19 protein-coding genes are annotated in these 19,617 nt (G+C 67.3%); 16 read left to right on the top strand and 3 right to left on the bottom strand.

Annotation, left to right across the window (positions count from 1 at the left end):
* The first annotated feature begins 8 nt into the window (after positions 1 to 8).
* The gene (locus EDF39_RS08985; RefSeq protein ID WP_233573102.1) at positions 9 to 1,082 is read left to right on the top strand and encodes an aldo/keto reductase; all 1,074 of its coding nucleotides are present in this window, start codon (positions 9 to 11) and stop codon (positions 1,080 to 1,082) included.
* Positions 1,083 to 1,206: 124 nt separating this feature from the next.
* On the opposite strand, the gene EDF39_RS08980 is transcribed toward EDF39_RS08985, so the two are convergent.
* Positions 1,207 to 1,839: a TetR/AcrR family transcriptional regulator gene (locus EDF39_RS08980; RefSeq protein ID WP_233573103.1), complete on the bottom strand. Its 633-nt coding sequence runs from the start codon at positions 1,837 to 1,839 to the stop codon at positions 1,207 to 1,209.
* Between the two features lie 256 nt (positions 1,840 to 2,095).
* Here EDF39_RS08980 and EDF39_RS08975 point away from each other — a divergent pair, with 256 nt between their 5' ends.
* Entirely contained in the window at positions 2,096 to 3,466 is a 1,371-nt protein-coding gene (locus tag EDF39_RS08975; RefSeq protein ID WP_123942473.1) for a pitrilysin family protein, read from the top strand.
* Positions 3,467 to 3,477: 11 nt separating this feature from the next.
* A complete protein-coding gene (locus EDF39_RS08970; RefSeq protein ID WP_055963877.1) occupies positions 3,478 to 4,080 on the top strand; it encodes a histidine phosphatase family protein in 603 nt (200 codons plus the stop codon).
* Positions 4,081 to 4,227: 147 nt separating this feature from the next.
* Here the strand turns inward: EDF39_RS08970 and EDF39_RS08965 are convergent, their stop codons facing one another.
* Positions 4,228 to 4,713: a GNAT family N-acetyltransferase gene (locus tag EDF39_RS08965; protein ID WP_123942471.1), complete on the bottom strand. Its 486-nt coding sequence runs from the start codon at positions 4,711 to 4,713 to the stop codon at positions 4,228 to 4,230.
* A gap of 30 nt (positions 4,714 to 4,743) precedes the next feature.
* Between EDF39_RS08965 and dapB the strand changes: the two genes are divergently transcribed.
* A complete protein-coding gene (dapB, locus tag EDF39_RS08960; protein ID WP_123942470.1) occupies positions 4,744 to 5,487 on the top strand; it encodes a 4-hydroxy-tetrahydrodipicolinate reductase in 744 nt (247 codons plus the stop codon).
* A 37-nt stretch (positions 5,488 to 5,524) separates the two neighbouring features.
* The gene (locus tag EDF39_RS08955) at positions 5,525 to 5,971 is read left to right on the top strand and encodes a hypothetical protein (RefSeq protein ID WP_370275176.1); all 447 of its coding nucleotides are present in this window, start codon (positions 5,525 to 5,527) and stop codon (positions 5,969 to 5,971) included.
* A gap of 53 nt (positions 5,972 to 6,024) precedes the next feature.
* Here the strand turns inward: EDF39_RS08955 and EDF39_RS08950 are convergent, their stop codons facing one another.
* Entirely contained in the window at positions 6,025 to 6,933 is a 909-nt protein-coding gene (locus EDF39_RS08950; RefSeq protein ID WP_055962546.1) for a TIGR01777 family oxidoreductase, read from the bottom strand.
* A gap of 80 nt (positions 6,934 to 7,013) precedes the next feature.
* Here EDF39_RS08950 and thyX point away from each other — a divergent pair, with 80 nt between their 5' ends.
* From thyX to miaB, 11 genes are all read left to right on the top strand, one after another.
* Entirely contained in the window at positions 7,014 to 7,766 is a 753-nt protein-coding gene (thyX, locus tag EDF39_RS08945; protein WP_123942468.1) for an FAD-dependent thymidylate synthase, read from the top strand.
* A 25-nt stretch (positions 7,767 to 7,791) separates the two neighbouring features.
* Entirely contained in the window at positions 7,792 to 8,769 is a 978-nt protein-coding gene (gene dapA, locus EDF39_RS08940) for a 4-hydroxy-tetrahydrodipicolinate synthase (protein WP_055962541.1), read from the top strand.
* A gap of 73 nt (positions 8,770 to 8,842) precedes the next feature.
* Positions 8,843 to 10,519 (top strand): ribonuclease J, encoded by a 1,677-nt coding sequence (locus EDF39_RS08935; RefSeq protein WP_055962538.1) that lies wholly within the window; start codon positions 8,843 to 8,845, stop codon positions 10,517 to 10,519.
* 192 nt (positions 10,520 to 10,711) lie between these two features.
* Entirely contained in the window at positions 10,712 to 13,630 is a 2,919-nt protein-coding gene (locus EDF39_RS08930) for a DNA translocase FtsK (protein ID WP_123942466.1), read from the top strand.
* A 4-nt stretch (positions 13,631 to 13,634) separates the two neighbouring features.
* Complete coding sequence (pgsA, locus tag EDF39_RS08925; RefSeq protein ID WP_123942464.1) at positions 13,635 to 14,276, top strand: CDP-diacylglycerol--glycerol-3-phosphate 3-phosphatidyltransferase; 642 nt, start codon at positions 13,635 to 13,637, stop codon at positions 14,274 to 14,276.
* Positions 14,273 to 14,764: a CinA family protein gene (locus tag EDF39_RS08920; RefSeq protein ID WP_123942462.1), complete on the top strand. Its 492-nt coding sequence runs from the start codon at positions 14,273 to 14,275 to the stop codon at positions 14,762 to 14,764. The genes pgsA and EDF39_RS08920 overlap by 4 nt, the downstream gene beginning before the upstream one ends.
* Before the next feature lie 147 nt (positions 14,765 to 14,911).
* Entirely contained in the window at positions 14,912 to 15,220 is a 309-nt protein-coding gene (locus EDF39_RS08915; protein ID WP_055962525.1) for a helix-turn-helix domain-containing protein, read from the top strand.
* Between the two features lie 157 nt (positions 15,221 to 15,377).
* Positions 15,378 to 15,602: a DUF3046 domain-containing protein gene (locus EDF39_RS08910; RefSeq protein WP_055962522.1), complete on the top strand. Its 225-nt coding sequence runs from the start codon at positions 15,378 to 15,380 to the stop codon at positions 15,600 to 15,602.
* Between the two features lie 381 nt (positions 15,603 to 15,983).
* The gene (gene recA, locus EDF39_RS08905) at positions 15,984 to 17,093 is read left to right on the top strand and encodes a recombinase RecA (RefSeq protein WP_123942460.1); all 1,110 of its coding nucleotides are present in this window, start codon (positions 15,984 to 15,986) and stop codon (positions 17,091 to 17,093) included.
* Positions 17,090 to 17,968 (top strand): regulatory protein RecX, encoded by an 879-nt coding sequence (locus EDF39_RS08900; RefSeq protein WP_123942458.1) that lies wholly within the window; start codon positions 17,090 to 17,092, stop codon positions 17,966 to 17,968. The genes recA and EDF39_RS08900 overlap by 4 nt, the downstream gene beginning before the upstream one ends.
* A gap of 72 nt (positions 17,969 to 18,040) precedes the next feature.
* Positions 18,041 to 19,606 (top strand): tRNA (N6-isopentenyl adenosine(37)-C2)-methylthiotransferase MiaB, encoded by a 1,566-nt coding sequence (gene miaB / locus EDF39_RS08895; RefSeq protein ID WP_123942456.1) that lies wholly within the window; start codon positions 18,041 to 18,043, stop codon positions 19,604 to 19,606.
* The last annotated feature ends 11 nt before the right edge of the window (positions 19,607 to 19,617 follow it).

The raw sequence follows: 19,617 nt of genomic DNA, 5'->3' as shown, positions 1-19,617 counted from the left end.
AGACGCAGGTGACGGAGTCGCCCTCGAGCATCGAGACTCCTAGCACCGTGCCATCCGACGTCGTTGCTCCGGCAACCGAGGCGCCGAGCCAGCGCCACGGGCGTCGGGCCGCACTCACGTCGCCCATCTCCACGGTGCCTGTCGACCTCGGCATCATCCAGCCTCGGCGCCGCCTCGGCACGTCTGACCTGCGCGTGTTCCCCATGGCGCTGAGCGGAAACGTGTTCGGCTGGACGGCCGACGACAAATCGAGCTTCGACGTGCTCGACACCTACTTCAAGGTCGGCGGCAACTTCGTCGACACGGCCGACTCGTACGGCGACGGCCGCAGCGAAGAGCTCATCGGCGAGTGGATGCATTCGCGACGCATGCGCGAAGACGTGGTCCTCGCGACGAAGATCGGCAAGAGCCTCGACAACCCGGGTCTCACGCCGCTCTCGATCGAACGCGCCGTCGAGGCCTCGCTCCGGCGCCTCGGCACCGACCACATCGATCTGCTGTACCTGCACGTCGACGACACCGATGTGGCCTTCGAGCGAACGTTGCTGGGGGTCGACCGGTTGATCCGTGCCGGCAAGGTGCGCTGGTTCGGCGGCTCAGACCACTCCGGTAATCGTCTCTATGAGGCGCGAATCGCCGCCGGAATGCTGGGCGTCGCACCGATGGTCGCGCTGCAGAACCGCTACAACCTCGTCGAGCGCTCCGAGTACGAGCGCGACCTCGCGCAGGTCGCCTCGCAGCAGCGCTTGGCCGTCATGCCTCGATTCGCCCTGGCGAGCGGCTTCCTCTCGGGCAAGTACCGCCGCCGCGCCGACGTCAAAGGGCACCGGAGGGGCAGCGAGGTCGCCAAGCTGCTCACCAAGAAGAACCTCAGGATCCTGGCCGAGGTCGATCGGATCGCCTCTCTGCATGCCGCCCCGGCTTCGGCAGTCGCCCTCGCCTGGCTTCTGACGAAGCCCAACGTCGTGGCGCCGGTCGTCAGCGCGACCTCTCCGTCGCAGGTGATCGAGCTCGTCGAGGCTGCTCGCGTGCAGCTGACGCGCCATGACGTGGCCGAGCTCGACCGGGTGAGCGCCCACTAGAAGCAGAGTTCACGGGGCGCCGTGGTCGCGAGGGGCAGTGTTCACGAGGAGCAGTGCTCGCTGGGTGCCGTGCCCGACAGTCGCCGTGCCCCACTTGCCGCCGTGCGGGCGCGCTGAGCGGGGGTCAGACGCAGTCGGCGAGGAGTCGCTCGGCCACCCGGGACAGCGCGGCGGTGGAGGCAATGGGGTCGCCGGCGTAGCCGCCGACCATCGCGCCATCGCGGGCGAGCAGGAACTCGTCGGCGGCGTCGCCCGAGAGTGGGTGGCCCGCCTTGCGGAAGAGCTCCACAAGGGTGTCGGTGAACCACTCGCGGTGCTGGAGAACGACCTGGCGAACCGGGTGTGACGAATTCGCAAACTCGGCAGCCGCGTTGACGAATGGGCACCCGCGGAATTCGGGCCGTTGGATGTCGGCGGTGATCGACGCGATCACGCCGCGGATCACGCCGGTGGCGTCGGGCTCGCGGGCTGTGATGGCCTCGACCTCGGCAACGGCGGACGCGTGCCGTCGACCGATGTAGTCGACCACGAGGTTGTCTTTGGCGCCGAAGTGTTTGTAGAACGTCGCTTTCGTCACGCTCGACTCGGAGATGAGGCGATCGACGCCGACCGTGCGGATGCCCTCGTCGTAGAAGAGGCGGTCGGACGTGGTCAACACGCGCTGCTTGGCACCGGGACCGGGCTGGTGGGCCCGGGTTGCGGTGGGCTCGACGAGGAGGGAACGCTGGACGGCCGATGGGGGGAATTCGACCGTCACAGCGTGGCTCCTTGAGGACATTCGGCAGGGCCGTCGAAGGGGATAACGACGGTGCCGACATCGAACGTCCGGCTAGCCGCCGATCGAGTCGGCCTCAAGCGGACCCGGTCGGTGAAACCAGAGTATCACACAGGAGGACAAACAGACGAGTCTGTCTGTCCACTAATTGCGTACCCCAGTTCGGGTGTCGCCCATCCCGTAGGCTCGACGCGATGAACGAAGCAGTGCTGAATCGACTCGTGCGCGGGGGTGCCCGATGAACGGTGCCGTCCCTCTTCCCCTCGATGTCGCCGACCTCTCCTTCCGCGCTTCCGGAGGTGAACTCGTCCGGCGAAGCGTCCTGTCGACGGGAGCGCGTGTACTGACCGAGAGCATGCCGGGTTCCCGCAGCGCCACGGTCGGATTCTGGGTCGCCGTCGGCTCCCGAGACGAAACCGGTCACGAACGCGGTTCGACGCACTTCCTCGAGCATCTCCTGTTCAAGGGCACCCCGTCTCGGAGTGCCTTCGAGATCTCGGTGAGCTTCGAGTCGGTCGGAGGGGAGCACAATGCCGCCACCGCCAAGGAGTACACCTGCTACTACGCCAAAGTGCGTGACGTCGACCTCGACATGGCCGTCGACGTCCTGGCCGACATGGTCACCTCGTCGACGATCGACCCCGATGAATTCGAGATAGAGCGCGGGGTGATCCTCGACGAGCTCGCAATGGCCGACGATGACGCCGCCGATGTCGGGAGCGAACGCCTCTTCGAATCGGTCTTCGGCGAGCACCCGCTCGGTCGACCCATCGGTGGCTCGCCCGACAGCATCCGCGCAGCACGCCGCGACGACGTCGTCGACCACTACAGAGCCAACTACCGGCCGCAAGACCTCGTCGTGACCGTGGCGGGAGCCGTCGACCACGAGGCCCTCGTCGGTCGGATCGAGGCCGCCCTGAGTCTCGCAGGCTGGCCTGATGCACCGGGGGCACCCGTCGAGCGCCGCAGCACCCTCGTCAGTCCCCTGTCGCAGGGCGTTCCGACCCAGGTCATACCGAGGCCGCTCGAGCAGGCGACCGTGCTGCTCGGCGTGCCCGGGCTGTCCCTTACCGACGCCCGACGACCGGTCCTCAGCATTCTGAACGCCGTCCTCGGTGGAGGCATGTCGTCACGTCTCTTCCAGGAGATCCGCGAAAAGCGCGGTCTCGCGTACTCGGTCTACTCGTTTGCGGCCAGCTACTCCGATGCGGGCCTCTTCGGGCTGTACGCCGGGTGCGCGCCCAGAAACGCGCGCGAGGTAACCACTCTCCTGCTCGAGGAGTTCGACCGGCTGGCCGCTGACGGCATCACCGACGAGGAGCACTCGCGTTCCCTCGGCATGCTGGGCGGTGCCGCCGCCCTCGCTCTCGAAGACAGCGACACGCGAATGAACCGCCTCGGCCGGGCAGAGATCTCGATGGGTGAGTTCATCGATCTCGATGAATCGCTCGCCCGCCTGGCGAAAGTGACCCCGAACGACGTCGCCGCTCTCGCCGGTGAACTCCGCTCGGGCGTACTGTCCACCGTGGTCGTCGGCGACATCGAGCCCGAGCTCTTCGGCGCCTCGACCGTTTCCGGCGCGGCAACGACGCCGCCCGAAACCCGATGAAGGAGGCGACAGTGTCGCACTACCTCTACCTCGTCCGACACGGCGAACAGCAGGACGCCGAATACGGTCTGCCCGACGGGCCGCTCTCGGAACGCGGTAAGCGACAGGCCCGCGCCATCGCCGCACGACTCGGCGGCGTCCCCTTCGACGCGGCCTGGCACTCGCCACTCGAGAGGGCTGCCGAGACGGCGACCATCATGACCGAGATGATGCCGGCCCTCACCCCCGAGCCCTCGACCCTCCTCTTCGACTGCATCCCATCGGGGCCGACCCCCGATATGCCGCAGGCCTACAAGCCGTTCTTCGGCGGGGTCACCGGAGAAGAGATCGAGGCCGGCGAGGCACAGATGTCCGATGCGGTCGCCGAGTGGCTGACCCCGGCGCGCGAAGACCGTCACGACCTCCTCATCACCCACAACTTCGTGATCGGCTGGTTCGTGCGCGAGGTGTTCGGGGCGCCGTCGTGGCGCTGGATGGGCGTCAACCAGGCCAACTGCGGGCTGACGATCATCCGGGTGCGCTCCGCCAAGCCGCCCGAGCTCGTGACCCACAACGACCTCGGTCACCTTCCGGTCGAGTTGCGGACGGGCCTTCCGGTCGAGCAGCCGCTGTGATTCTGGGGCGGCAGACGGCCGCCCACCGGATCTCGTACCTACCGCGGCGGGCGTAGACGGCGCCGGATCTCCGACACGCTCCGATCGACCGGCGGCGTCTTCGTCCACCACCGCCTAATTTATTGCGGGCTGGTGGAGGGCGAGGCGTCAGAGAAGGGGCTTGGCGTACCAGTGGGTCGCGTTGGGGTTGTCGTTGTACGGCTCGATCGTCGCGTAGCCGGACGCGCGGTAGAGGCCGCCCGCGGCCGTCAGGCTGTCGTTCGTGTCGAGCACGGCCTCCGTCGCGCCGAACGCGCGCGCCCGACGCTCGAGCTCGCCGAGCAGAGCCTTGCCGAGCCCTCGACCCCGGCCCGACGGCGCCACGAAGAGGTGCTTGATCTCGTACTGGACCTTGCCGGCCGCACCGTCTCGGATCCTGCGCACTCCGCCGCAGGCGAAGCCCCGTTCGTCGTCTGACAGGTCGACGACCACGAAGACCCCGTGCGGGGGAGTGAAGAGCGAAGCATCCGGGAAGGCCGTCTTGTAGCCGACCGGATCGGGAAAGGTGGCTATGCGCTCGGTGAAATAGGCGTCCAGGAGGGCGTGCGCCTCGGGCGCGTCGACGGGAAGTTCTCGGTAGTGCACCACGAGCATCGATGCTACCGAGCCCGGTAGGTTGGAGGTATGTCCATACGCGTCGCTGTCGTCGGAGCCACCGGGCGGATGGGCCAGCTGTTCCTCCGCCTCATCGAAGAGACCGACGGGTTCGAACTGCATGCCGGGCTGTCGTCGCGCGACTCGCTTGACGAGCTGCTCGGGGCCGACCTCGTCGTCGACGTCACGGTGCCGGCGGTGAGCCCCGGCATCGTCGAGAAGGCCGTGCGCGCCGGGATTCCCGTGCTGGTGGGCACCTCCGGCTGGTCGGAGCCCCGGCTCGCCGATCTCCGTCGCGTGGTGGCCGAGGTCGACGGCCCCGGCGTTCTCGTGATCCCCAACTTCTCGGTCGGGTCGGTCCTCGCGACGACCTTCGCGACCATGGCCGCTCGGTTCTTCGACTCCGTGGAGATCATCGAGACCCATCACCCCGGCAAGGTCGACTCGCCCTCGGGCACGGCCATTCGCACGGCCGAGCTCATCGCCGACGCCCGTCGCGACCTCGGCCCCGTGCGCGCCCCGCACGTCGACCAGCGCGCCCGCGGGCAGCAGATCGCCAGCGTGCCCGTGCACAGCCTCCGCCTTCCCGGCATCGAGGCCCGACAGGAGGTCGTCTTCGGCGGCTCGGGCGAGACGCTCTCGCTGACCCACGACACCACCTCGCAGGCCGCGTACGAGAAGGGCATCTTGGTCGCTCTCGCCGCCGCACCCGCCGCCGTGGGCGTCGTCGTGGGGCTCGATCGAGTGCTTCCGCTCGGCTCTCCCGCCGCATGAGCGACTCAGTCGCACTAACCGACGTCAGGATCCGACGGTGAAAGGCCGCATCGCAGCTCTCGTCATGTGCGCCCTGCTGGTGCTCTACCTCGTGCTGGTGGGGCAGCGGGCCGTGCTCTTCATGGCCGCGGGCGAGCCCATCGCGATAGTGATCGGCGTCGCCCTGCTCGTCTTGCCGATCATCGGGGTCGCGGCGCTGCTGTTCGAGATCCGCTTCGGCATTCTCACCGAGCGCATGGTCAAGCAGCTGGAGGCCGAAGACGCCCTGCCCGTCGACGACCTGCCGCGTCGCCCATCGGGCCGCTACGAGCGCGAAGCCGCCGACGTAGCCTTCCCCGCCTACGCCGCGGCGGCTCGAGCAGCCCCGGACGACTGGCGCGCGTGGTTCCGGCTGGGGCTCGCATACGACGCCTGCGGCGACCGACGCCGGGCCCGTGGGGCGATCCGGAGGTCGTTCGGGCTCAGGCGCCGTGCGTCGGCCTGATTCGAGGGCGAGCCGGCGGATCCTTCGGTGTGATCACCCCGCCGGGCCCCGCCCTACTTGATGAGGTCGTCCAGCGCGTCTTCGACGGTCTCGAAGCGGAAGTCGAACCCGTCGTCGATGAGTCGCTGCGGGGTGACCTTCTGGCTGGAGAGGAGCATCTCCTGGCCGGCGTCGCCGAGCAGGGTGCGGATGGCGAACTCGGGCACCGCGAGCTTGTACGGGCGGCCGAGATCAGCTGCCGTTCGAGCCGTGATGCGGTCGCTCGTTGCTGCGACCGGGCCGGTCAGGTTGACCGGGCCAGAGACGTCGCTGGTGAGCAGGTGAACGATGGCGGCGGCCTCGTCGTGAAGGCTGATCCAGGGCCAGATCTGAGTGCCGGTGCCGAGACGGGAGCCGAGGAAGGCCTTCGTGAGGGCGAGAAGCGGCTTCATGGCGCCTCCGGGGGCGATGACGATGCCCGTTCGGAGCAGGACGACCCGCGTCGCCTCGGGGGCGGCTTTCGCCTCGTCTTCCCATTCCGCGACCACGTCGGCGAGGAAGCCTTCGCCGCGGGGGGAGTCCTCGGTGAGGATGTCGAGCGGACGGTCGCCGTAGATTCCGACGGCGGAGCCGCTCAAGAAAGTCGCAGGCGGGTGTTCGGCGTGTTGCATGGCGTCTACCAGCGTGCGCGTAGCCGTCACTCTCGACTCGAGGATCTCGTGCTTGTACGCAGAGGTCCATGGGAGCTTCGTCAGCGACGCACCCGACAGGTTGATCACCGCATCGGCGCGATCGAGCAGGTTGTAGTCGATGATGCCGGCGGACGGCGACCAGGTGAATTCGTCCGGTTTCGTCGTGGGTCGCCTCACCAGCTTCAGCACCTCGTGGCCCTGCGCCTTTGCCTGCCGGGTCACCTCCGTGCCGATCGAACCCGATGCTCCCGCGATCAACACGGTGAGACCCGTCTCGTTCTGTCCCGTCATTGCCTGCCCTTCGTCGAGTCCTCACACTAGACGGGGGTGCTGGCGGTGTCCGGGGGTGCTCGGAGGGTAGTCTCGGAGCCGTGCCTGAAGAGACCCCCGCCACCCCCGAAATCGAATTCCGCAGCGACGTGACGGTCGAGCTCGTCCGCTCGAGCGCCCACGACTCCGACGTGCTGTTCGCTGCGCGTGTCTCGACGATGGGCGAGCTCACCCTCGACGGTGCGCAGGCCTCCGCTGACGGCGAGCAGGCGACCAAGGGCGCCGGCCTCATCAACTACCTCATGCGCGACCGACATGGCTCGCCGTTCGAGCACAACTCGATGACTTTCTACGTGCAGGCGCCGATCTTCGTGTTCCGCGAGTTCATGCGGCACCGCATGGCGTCCTACAACGAAGAGTCGGGCCGCTACCGTGAGCTCAACCCGGTGTTCTACGTGCCTGGCGAGACCCGTAACCTCGTGCAGGTCGGCAAGCCCGGCGCCTACGACTTCCTGCCTGGCAGCCCGGAGCAGTACGAGCTCGTCTCCGAGGCGACGAGAGCCTCCTCCACGCTCGCCTACGACGCCTACCAGAAGATGCTCGAGGCGGGTGTCGCCCGCGAGGTCGCGCGCATCGTCCTGCCGCTCAACATCTACTCGTCGATGTACGTCACCGTGAACGCCCGCTCACTCATGAACTTCCTGTCTCTTCGCACCAAGCGCGAGGGCACGCACTTCCCGTCGTTCCCGCAGCGCGAGATCGAGATGTGCGCCGAAAAGATGGAAGACATCTGGGCCGAGCTCATGCCGCTGACCTACGCCGCCTTCGGCAAGAACGGCCGCGTCGCCCCCTAGGGGCACGTGCCGATACTCTAGGGGGGTGTCGAACATCGCAAACCCCTTCGGGCAGGTCCTCGTCGCACTCGTCACCCCCTTCACCGCAGACGGTGAAGTGGATTGGCCGGGCGTCGAGAAGCACATCGACGACTGCATCACCTCGGGTGCCGACGGCATCGTCGTCACGGGCACAACGGGCGAGACTTCGACTCTCACCGACCCCGAGAAGCTGAAGCTCGTCGAGGTCGGCAAAGACGTCGCCTCGGGCCGCGCCAAGATCATCACCGGGGGCGGCTCGAACGAGACTGCCCACGCGATCCAGCTCTACAAGGCCAGCGAGAAGGCGGGCGCCGACGGCGTCATGATCGTCACGCCGTACTACAACAAGCCCACTCAGGCTGGCGTACTGACGCACTTCCGCATGATCGCCGACGCGACCGACCTGCCCGTCATCCTCTACGACATCCCCGGCCGCACCGGTATCCCGATCAAGTACGAGACGATCCTCCGCGCGGCGAAGCACCCCAACATCGTGGCGGTGAAAGACGCCAAGGGCGACTTCGCCGAGGTCAGCCGGGTGTTGAATCAGACCGATCTGATGTATTTCTCCGGCGACGACGCGAACGTGCTGCCGCACCTCGCCATCGGAGCGACCGGCCTCATCGGCGTCACCGCCAACATCGCCGCGGCGCCCTACCGCACCATCATCGACGCAGTGAACGCGGGCGACCTGCACACCGCGACCCTCGCGCACCAGCAGCTCGAGCCCCTCGTGCGCGCCGTCATGACCCACGTGCCCGGCACTGTCGCCGCGAAGTACATCCTGCACGGCCTGGGGCGCATCTCGAGCCCTCGCGTGCGCCTGCCCCTCGTCGGCCCCGAAGACACCGAGGCTGCCCTCATCGAAGACGAGCTGTCGCACGTGGGCGAGATTCCCGGCGTCGACCTCTCGCGATTCCGCCCCGACCGCAACGCGGCCGCGGGCGGCGCCCTGCCGAAGATCCACGGCACTACGCGCTAGCGTTCGCCGGCTCCGACCGGCACCAGACCTACACCGGAGGTTCACGACCTCGACTTCGACACCCAAGGAACATATGCCTACGACAATCCAGACTCCCCGCGCCCTCGAGAAGGGCACTCTGCGAGTGATCCCGATCGGTGGTCTCGGCGAGATCGGCCGCAACATGACCGCCTACGAGCTCGATGGCAAGATCCTCATCGTCGATGCCGGCGTGCTCTTCCCCGAGGAGCACCAGCCCGGGGTCGATCTGATCCTGCCCGACTTCGGTCCCATCAAAGACCGCCTGAAAGACGTTCTCGGCGTCGTGCTCACGCACGGCCACGAAGACCACATCGGCGCCGTTCCGTATCTCCTCCGTCTCCGCAAAGACATTCCGCTGATCGGTTCGACCCTGACGCTCGCGCTGGTCGAGGCGAAGCTCAAAGAGCACCGCATCCAGCCGTACTCGCTGGCCGTCAAAGAGGGGCAGATCGAGAAACTCGGCCCGTTCGAGCTCGAGTTCATCGCGGTCAACCACTCGATCCCCGACGCTCTCGCAGTCGCGATCCGCACCAGCGCCGGCCTCGTGCTGCACACCGGCGACTTCAAGATGGACCAGCTCCCGCTCGACGACCGCATCACCGACCTCCGTGCGTTCGCGCGTCTCGGCGAGGAGGGCGTCGACCTGTTCCTGCCCGACTCCACCAACGCCGACGTGCCCGGATTCACCGCCCCCGAGCGCGACATCGGGCCCGTTCTCGACGACATCATGTCGCGCGCGCCTCGTCGCGTCGTCGTCGCGAGCTTCTCGAGCCACGTGCACCGTGTGCAGCAGGTGCTCGACGCCGCGCACCTGAACGGCCGCCGCGTCGCCTTCATGGGTCGCTCCATGATCCGCAACATGACGATCGCGGCCGACCTCGGCTACCTCAAGGTGCCCGAGAACGTCCTCATCGACTCGAAGAAGGCCAAAGACCTCCCCGACGACCGGATCGTCTACATGTCGACCGGATCGCAGGGTGAGCCGATGGCCGTCCTCGCCCGCATGGCGAACCTCGAGCACCAGATCGAGATCGGCGAGGGCGACACGGTCATCCTCGCCTCGAGCCTGATCCCCGGCAATGAGAACGCCGTCTACCGAGTGATCGACGGGCTCACGAAGCTGGGCGCGAACGTCGTCCACAAGGGCAACGCCAAGGTGCACGTCTCCGGCCACGCGTCGGCCGGCGAGCTGCTCTACTGCTACAACATCCTGCGTCCGAAGAACGTGCTCCCGGTCCACGGCGAGCACCGCCACCTCTACGCGTCGGCCGCGCTGGCCGAGAAGACGGGTGTGCCGCGCAAGAACATCATCCTGGGCCAGGACGGCATCGTCGTCGACCTCAAAGACGGCGTCGCGACCGTGGCCGGGCAGCTCGACCTCAGCTACGTGTACGTCGACGGCTCCACCGTGGGCGAGATCACCGAGGCCGACCTCAAGGATCGCCGTGTGCTGTCCGAAGAGGGCTTCATCAGCATCTTCCTCGCGATCGACCCAACCACCGGTCGCGTCGTCGTGGGCCCCGAGATCCAGTCGCGCGGGTTCGCCGAAGACGAGCGCGTCTTCGACGACGTCCGTCCGAAGATCCTCGCGGCGCTCACCGAGGCGGCCGAGAACGGCACCCGCGACGCGAATGCCTTCAGCCAGGTCGTCCGTCGCACCGTCGGCCGCTGGGTGAACAGCCAGCACCGTCGTCGTCCAATGATCGTTCCGGTCGTCATCTCAGCTTGATTCCGCGGCGGGTCGCCGCGGCGCCGGACCTCCGACAAGCTCCGGTCGTCCGGCGACGCAGCGACTCGCCACCCCCTCACGTCATTCCTGCAGGCCCTCCGGCCCCCACCAACGTGACTCCTGTGACTCCTGTGAACTGACACGCGCGCCCCAGATGCACCTTCAACCAGTGGTGCAAGGTAGCTTTGCGGCATGCCTACGAGCACTAAGCCCTCGCCGCGCGCCCGCACCACGGGTCGCGCTGCCTCGCGCGCGGGCGGCTCCGGCGCTTCCAAGTCGCCCGCCAAGACCGCCGCCGCCAAGACCGCCGCGACCAGAGCCACGCCGACCAAGAAGCTCCCCGCTTCCAAGTCGCCCGTCGTCATCAACCACGGGCCCGGCATCGGCACTCGGGCCTGGCTCGGCTTGGCCCACGTGGTGGGCGCGGGCTTCCGCGTTCTCGGTCGCGAGTCGCTCGACCCCGACGAGCGCCGCGACGGCGTGCCCTTCTTCCTCGTTCTCCTGGCCATCGCCGGAGCGGTCGTCGAGTGGCTGAACCCGACCGATCCGATCGCGATGGCACTCGACCACTACACGTTCGGCGGCCTGTTCGGACGCGTCGCGTACGCCCTCCCGGTCATCATGGTCGTCTTCGCGGGGTGGCTCTTCCGGCACCCGGCATCCGTGCACGACAACACCCGCATCGGCATCGGCCTGGGGCTCATGGTGGTCTCGATCTCGGGTCTCTGCCACATCTTCGGCGGGCGACCGGAAGCCGCCGGCGGGATGGTCGGTCTGGCGTCGGCCGGCGGGATCCTGGGCTGGGTCGTCGCCTCGTGGATGGTGAGCCTGCTCACCGCGTGGGTCGCCGTGCCGATCGTCTGCATCGTGCTGGCGCTCTCGCTGCTCATCATCACGAAGACCCCGCCGAATCACATCGGCCACAGGCTCCACGAGCTCTACTCCTACCTCTTCGGCGCACCGCAGCCGGGTTCGGTCGCAGCGCAACGCAGCGAGGCCGCCGAGTTCGACGACGCGACCGACGAAGACGCCGAGCAGATGCCGTGGTGGCGCCGAAACAAGAGCGGCCGCGAAGAAGATCCCGCCTACGATTCCCCGGTCGTCGCCGAGACGGCCCCGACAGATGCGCTGGGTCGCCAGCCTCGCGGTCGCAAGGCCAAGGCCGAGCCCGCCGAGGCGTCGTTCACCGAGGTCATCACCGGCTCGCCGTCCGACGACGCACCCGACACTCGCACCGACCTTCTCAGCGACCTCGGTTTCGCCGAGCAGGCGGTCGCGAACGCGTCCGCTGCGACGGCGGCAACCGCAGGATCCGACGGACTCACGAAGGCGTTCACCGCACCCTCCGCACCCGTCCCCACGCCTGCTCCCGTCGTCCCGGCCATGAACCTCGGGCCGTCCGACGCGGCCGCCGATTTCTTCGAGCCCGGAGACGATGAGGCTCCGCAGAGCCTCGAGATCGTCGACGACCAGGCCAGCGACACGCCCTACCGGCTGCCAGCCGTCTCGACGCTCAGCGCCGGCGACCCGGCCAAGACGCGCAGCGAGGCGAACGACGTCATCGTCGCTGCCATCACCGAGGTGCTCACCCAGTTCAACGTCGACGCTCGCGTGATCGGCTTCAGCCGTGGACCGACCGTGACTCGCTACGAGATCGAGCTCGGGCCGGGCGTCAAGGTCGAGAAGGTCACCGCCCTTTCGAAGAACCTCAGCTATGCGGTCGCCTCGAACGAGGTGCGGATCCTCTCGCCGATCCCCGGCAAGAGCGCGATCGGCGTCGAGATCCCGAACACCGACCGCGAGATCGTGTCGCTCGGCGACGTGCTCCGCTCGTCGGTCGCCACCAAGAGCAGCCACCCGATGACGATCGGCGTCGGCAAAGACGTCGAGGGCGGGTACGTCGTCGCCAACCTCGCGAAGATGCCCCACCTCCTCGTGGCCGGTTCGACCGGCTCGGGTAAGTCGAGCTTCGTCAACTCGATGATCACCTCGCTGTTGATGCGCGCCAAGCCGAGCGACGTGCGCATGGTGCTGATCGACCCGAAGCGCGTCGAGCTCTCCATCTACGCCGGCGTGCCGCACCTCATCACTCCCATCATCACGAACGCCAAGAAGGCCGCCGAGGCGCTCCAGTGGGTCGTCAAGGAGATGGACATGCGGTACGACGACCTCGCGTCGTTCGGGTTCCGTCACATCGACGACTTCAACAAGGCCGTCGTGAACAACGAGATCGTCCTGCCACAGGGGAGCGAGCGGAAGCTCAAGCCGTACCCGTACCTCCTGGTCGTCGTCGACGAACTCGCCGACCTCATGATGGTCGCGCCCCGAGACGTCGAAGACTCGATCGTCCGCATCACGCAGCTGGCCCGGGCATCGGGAATCCACCTCGTCCTCGCGACGCAGCGTCCGTCGGTCGACGTCGTCACCGGACTCATCAAGGCCAACGTTCCGTCGCGGCTCGCATTCGCCGTGACGAGCGTCACCGACTCGCGGGTCATCCTCGACCAGCCCGGCGCCGACAAGCTCATCGGTCAGGGTGACGGCCTGTTCCTCCCCATGGGCGCCTCGAAGGCCATGCGTGTGCAGGGCGCCTGGGTGCAGGAGAGCGAGATCAACGAGGTCGTCCAGCACGTCACCCGTCAGGCTCGACCCGACTACCGCTCCGACGTGGCCCAGGTCACCGAGAAGAAAGAGATCGACGGCGACATCGGCGACGACCTCGAACTCCTCCTCGCCGCGGCCGAGCTCGTGGTCTCGACCCAGTTCGGTTCGACGTCGATGCTGCAGCGCAAGCTCCGTGTCGGCTTCGCCAAGGCCGGACGCCTGATGGACCTCATGGAGTCACGCGACATCGTCGGGCCCTCGGAGGGGTCGAAGGCGCGAGACGTGCTCGTGACGGTGGAGCAGCTGCCGGGGGTGCTCGCACGGTTGCGCGGGCAGGATGCGCCGGCCTCGAGCCAGGGTTCCCCGGATCCTTCGATCTCCCGCCCCGACGACGGCGCCGACATCTACAGCGCCGACCCCGTGGGCGACATGACCCGCGGATATCGCGAGGTGGACGGCGACGACGAGCAGTCGGAAGACGCCTGGGGCCTGACGGGACGAGACTAGAGCCATGAGTCACGATCCCGCTGGCAGCCCCCGCGCCAAGGCCTTCCCGTTCACCGGCCGCATCGTCCGCCGCGGTGACGGCCCGGCTTCGACGGCCAACATCGCCAACATCATCACGGTGGTGCGGATCCTCATGGCGCCGCTGTTCTTCGTGTTGCTCCTCGTCGACGATGGCGAGATGGGGTCGTTGCGCATCTGGGCTGCGGTCATCTTCGTGGTGGCGATCCTGACCGACAGCCTCGACGGGTTCCTGGCCCGACGACAGAATCTGGTCTCAGACTTCGGCAAGATCGTCGATCCGCTTGCCGACAAGGTGCTGACCGGTGGCGCGTTCATCGTCCTCAGCTTGCTGGGCGAACTGCCGTGGTGGGTGACCATCGTGATCCTCATCCGCGAGGTCGGCATCACGGTCTACCGGTTCGTGGCGCTCAGCGACCGGGTCATCCCGGCCTCGCGCGGCGGCAAGCTTAAGACCCTGCTGCAGGGCGTCGCCCTCACGCTGGCGCTCTTCCCGTTCACGACCTGGCTGGGCGACTGGTTTACCTGGGTCAACATCGTCGTCATGTCAGCTGCCTTCGTCGCGACCGTGCTCTCCGGCCTCGACTACATGCGGGTCGCCCTCCGCCATTCGCGAGCCCGCGCATGACCCTCGTCGTCGACGTCGTCGCCTCGCTCCGTGCACGGGGCCTCACCATCGCCGTCGCGGAGTCGCTCACCGGCGGCCTGCTCGTCGCCGAGCTCGTCTCCGTTCCCGGCGCCTCCGCGGTCGTCGCCGGGGGAGTCGTGGCCTATCAGACCGAGGTCAAGCACTCCCTGCTCGGAGTATCGGCGTCGCTCCTGGCCCAGCACGGCGCTGTCCACCCCGACGTCGCGATCGCGATGGCGCGGGGCGTCCGCGAGCGTCTGACGCTCGGGCACCGTCAGGCCGACATCGGCATCGCCACCACGGGCGTCGCCGGGCCGGAGGGGCAGGACGGCCAGCCTGTCGGCACTGTCTACGTCGGGATCGTCTGGCAAGACCACTCCGAGGTCGTACCCCTCGCACTGGAGGGTGACCGAACAGCAATCCGATCGGCTACCGTCGACGAATCACTCTCAGCACTTCAGCGACTGCTCGAACGGCCTCGGGAATAGACAGGGTTTCGGTCTCGTTACATCTCGCAGGTACACACGGCGCATTCAAAGCCTGCTGGCTACAGTTACACCAGCGACGACAGTTAGTGTTACTCACCCACAGAAGTACTTCGACTTCGGTGGGTCGTCCTCAGAAGGAGGGTCCCTATGGTTCTCGTACGTCAAGAAATCGGCGACGTCCTTCGTGACTTCCGCTTGCAAAAGGGTCGCACGCTTCGTCAGGTCGCATCGAAGGCCAGCGTCGCGCTCGGGTACCTCAGCGAGGTGGAGCGTGGCCAGAAAGAGGCCAGCTCCGAGATCCTCGCGTCTGTGGCGGATGCTCTCGAGACGCCTATCTCCACCATCATGCGTGAAGTCGGTGACCGCATGGCGGTTATCGAGGGGTTGAACCGCATCCCCGACACGCTCCCCGACGACCTCGTCGCCGAGTTCGACGCCGACCTCGCGGTCCGCTAGTCGCACTCCGCTTCGAGCTTCGGACGCCCCGGCCTTCTGGTCGGGGCGTTCTTTCGTGTGGGGCTTGATAGGTGGGTCACGCTCGCGGGTTCGCCCGCGCGGAGTCGAACTTCAGGATCCGACGGCTCACTTCCCACAGGGCGGGTAGCCTCGACCGGTGCGCAAGAGTGAATTCGCCCGGGCTGTGATCGACGAGTTCGGAGAGGGCTACGGCCGGGTCGTGACCCGCGATGCCGTGCTCCCGGCGCTCGGCAATGTGTCGGCCGACGCGGCCATCGCCCGCGGAGATGAGCCGCGCGACGTGTGGTTGGCGCTCTGCGACGCCGAAGACGTGCCGGTGGAGCGTCGTCACGGCGTGGGTCTGCCGAAGCCGCGGAGCTGATCGGGCCGCCGACCTTCTCCCGTCCGAATTTGAAGGAGATCTGGCGCCGCGCAGCCCCGGATCCGCATGCCCGCGGTCGCGTGTGCCGGTTTTTCCTTCGAATTCGGGCAGCGGCATGAGCGACACGCCGCCCCTGGGCCACTCGAACATGTGTTCGGTTGAGTGTTAGCCTCGTCTTCACAGGGGCTCGCTGGGGCCCGGTTCTCCACGGAGGGCCTGCTGCCGCTCTGAGTGTCGGTGGTTCTCCGTAGCGTTCTTTTCACCAGCGCTTCCCCTGAGCCTTGTCGAAGAACATCCGGCCTTGCACCATCGGCCGGTCGGGGCACGACAGCCTATAGGCGCACCGCCCATCCGCACCGGATGTCATCCAAGGAGAACACCATGCCCTCAGTTGCTGACCGCGAGAAAGCCCTCGAGACCGCACTCGCCCAGATCGACCGCCAGTTCGGTAAGGGCGCCGTCATGAGGCTCGGGAGCGACGAGCGCGCTCCCGTCGCCATCATCCCCACGGGCTCGATCGCCTTGGATGTCGCGCTCGGCATTGGTGGGCTTCCTCGGGGTCGAATCGTCGAGATCTACGGGCCTGAGTCGTCGGGTAAGACGACCCTCACCCTCCACGCGATCGCGAACGCTCAGAAGTCCGGAGGCATCGCCGCCTTCATCGACGCCGAGCACGCCCTCGACCCGGAGTACGCCAAGAAGCTCGGCGTCGACATCGACGCCCTTCTCGTGTCGCAGCCCGACACCGGTGAACAGGCGCTCGAGATCGCCGACATGCTGGTCCGTTCCGGTTCGATCGACCTCGTCGTCATCGACTCCGTCGCAGCCCTCGTGCCGCGCGCCGAGATCGAGGGCGAGATGGGTGACTCTCACGTCGGCCTCCAAGCTCGACTCATGTCGCAGGCGCTTCGCAAGCTCACCGGTGGTCTCAGCCAGACCGGCACCACGATGATCTTCATCAACCAGCTGCGCGAAAAGATCGGAGTCTTCTTCGGAAGCCCGGAGACGACCGCCGGTGGTAAGGCCCTCAAGTTCTACGCATCCGTCCGCCTCGACATCCGTCGCATCGAGACTCTCAAAGACGGCACCGATGCCGTGGGTAACCGCACCCGCGTCAAGGTCGTCAAAAACAAGATGGCACCGCCGTTCAAGCAGGCCGAATTCGACATCCTCTACGGTGTTGGCATCTCGCGTGAGGGCAGCCTGATCGACTTCGGTGTCGAGCACGGCATCGTGCGCAAATCGGGCGCGTGGTACACCTACGAGGGCGACCAGCTCGGGCAGGGCAAAGAGAACTCCCGCAACTTCCTGCTGTCCAACAAGTCGATCGCTCTCGAGATCGAGCAGAAGATCCTGGCCAAGCTCGGCGTCGGCGCCGACGGTGCGGCTGCGAAGGCCGCAAACGACGCGGCCGCAGCAGCCGCGACACCGGCAGCCGCTCCGTCGGTCGCACCCATCCAGCGCAAGCTGGCAGAGCGCAAGGGCGCATGAGCGACAACGACGATCGCCTCGCGCCGGTAACCCCGCTCTTCGGGGCCGGGTGGGCAAAGCCGGGCACCAGGGCACCTGACGAGCCGGAGTGGGCTGACCCCGACGAGTCCGCGTCGTTCGAGGCGCGGGCCACTCGGGGCGACGCCGAGGCAGCCGATGGCGGGATCGCCGACATCGATGGGCATTCCTCACACGGGCCTGTGTCGCCGCGGGGCCGTGAAGCGGCAGAGCCTGACGGTGCCGTGGTCTCGGCCCTGCCGACCTACGCCGCGTTCGCGGCCCGGTCTGAGGGCTCCGAAGCCGGCCCGGACGTCGAGCGCGAGCCCGAGCCCGAGCCCGAAACAGAACCCGAACCCGAAGAGACGTACGACGCGGCCAAGGCTCGAGCAGAAAACATCAGCCTGCATGCGCTTTCCCGCCGGGGTGTCTCATCGGCCGAAATGACCAAGACCCTTCGATCGCGTGATCTCCCTGACGAGGTCGTCGCTGAAGAGATCGAGCGTCTCGAACGAGTCGGGCTGCTCAACGACGATGAGCTCGCCGAAAACCTGGTCCGCAGCAAGCAAGATCGCAAGGGCTTGGGCAAGGGCGCTATCACGGCTGAACTCCGTCAGCGCGGTGTCGCACAGGAGTCGATCGAGGCAGCCATCGCCGAGATCGACGATGACGAGGAGCAGGCGCGCGCCGACGACTGGGCCACCAAGCGCGCCGGGCAGCTCCGCGGTCTCGACCAGGCAACTGCCGAGAGGCGACTCAACGGCTACCTGATGCGGCGGGGCTACCGGTCGGAGGTCATCCGTCGAGCGGTCGAGAAGGCTCTGCCCCGGGGTGGGCCCCGCGGCGGGGGATCGCGCGGGGGCGTTCGATTCGAGTGAGGGGTCGCGGATTCTCGGCTCCGACATCGTCGGGTACGAGGCGCGGCCCGCAAAGATTTACACTGGAGCACTATGTCGACGGTCCTCGAAACCAGCGCACCCGTTCCTACGGATGCCCGCGCACGCACCTATGAGGTGCGCACCTTCGGGTGCCAGATGAACGTCCACGACTCCGAGCGACTCAGCGGATCGCTCGAAGCTGCCGGCTACGTACCCGCCGACGGGGCCGAGGCCGACATCGTCGTCATCAACACGTGCGCGGTGCGAGAGAACGCCGACAACAAGCTCTATGGCACGCTCGGGCACCTGGCCCAGACGAAGCGCAACCACGAGGGCATGCAGATCGCTGTCGGGGGATGCCTCGCCCAGAAAGACAAGTCGGTCATCCTCGACCGAGCGCCGTGGGTCGACGTCGTCTTCGGAACGCACAACATGGGCGCTCTGCCGACTCTGCTGGAGCGCGCGCGTCACAACGACGAGGCGCAGCTCGAGATCCTCGAGTCGCTCGACGTCTTCCCCTCGACGCTGCCGACGAAGCGCGACTCGACGTACAGCGGATGGGTCTCGATCTCGGTCGGGTGCAACAACACCTGCACTTTCTGCATCGTGCCCGCGCTCCGGGGCAAGGAGAAAGACCGCCGTCCCGGCGAGATTTTGGCCGAAATCCAGGCCCTCGTCGACGATGGCGCCGTCGAGGTGACGCTCCTCGGGCAGAACGTCAACTCGTATGGCGTCGAGTTCGGAGACCGGGGCGCCTTCGCGAAGCTGCTTCGTGCCGCCGGTCAGATCGACGGTCTCGAGCGCATTCGGTTCACCAGCCCCCACCCCGCCGCCTTCACCGACGACGTCATCGACGCGATGGCTGACACACCCTCGGTCATGCCGCAGCTTCACATGCCCCTGCAGTCGGGGAGCGACCGGATCCTCAAGGCCATGCGCCGCAGCTATCGCAGCGAGAAGTTCCTCGGCATCCTCGATCGTGTCCGCGCGCAGATGCCCGATGCGGCTATCAGCACAGACATCATCGTGGGGTTCCCCGGCGAGACCGAAGACGACTTCCAAGAGACGCTCCGCGTCGTCGAGCAGTCGAGGTTCGCTACCGCGTTCACGTTCCAGTACTCCGTCCGACCGGGCACACCCGCCGCCGACTACGCTGATCAGATTCCCAAGGCCGTCGTGCAGGAGCGCTTCGAGCGTCTCGCCGCTCTGCAAGACCGCATCTCGTACGAAGAGAACGAGAAGCAGGTCGGGCGAGTGGTCGAACTCTTGGTGGCAACCAACGAGGGGCGCAAAGACGAGGCCACACACCGGCTCTCGGGTCGCGCGCAAGACTCGCGTCTCGTGCACTTCGAATTGCCCGCGGGTATCGAGGCGCCCCGTCCCGGAGACATGGTCACGGTCGAGATCACCGAGGCGAAGCCGTTCTACCTGCTTGCCGATCAAACGGTGACGACCCCGTTCTCCGTTCGGCGTACCCGAGCGGGCGACGCGTGGGATCTCGCCCAGGCGGCCTCCTGCGGTGTGCCCAGCGGCTCGACGGGTGCGACGTCGGCCACGAAGCCGCGGGTGTCGCTCGGCCTGCCCACGCTTCGGGTGTCGACGACGCCGATCTACGATTCGTTCGACTCCGAACGGTAGGCGCGTCGCCA

Source organism: Frondihabitans sp. PhB161, from assembly GCF_003814635.1.
GTDB lineage: Bacteria > Actinomycetota > Actinomycetes > Actinomycetales > Microbacteriaceae > Frondihabitans.
This window is presented reverse-complemented; position numbering and strand designations above follow the sequence as displayed.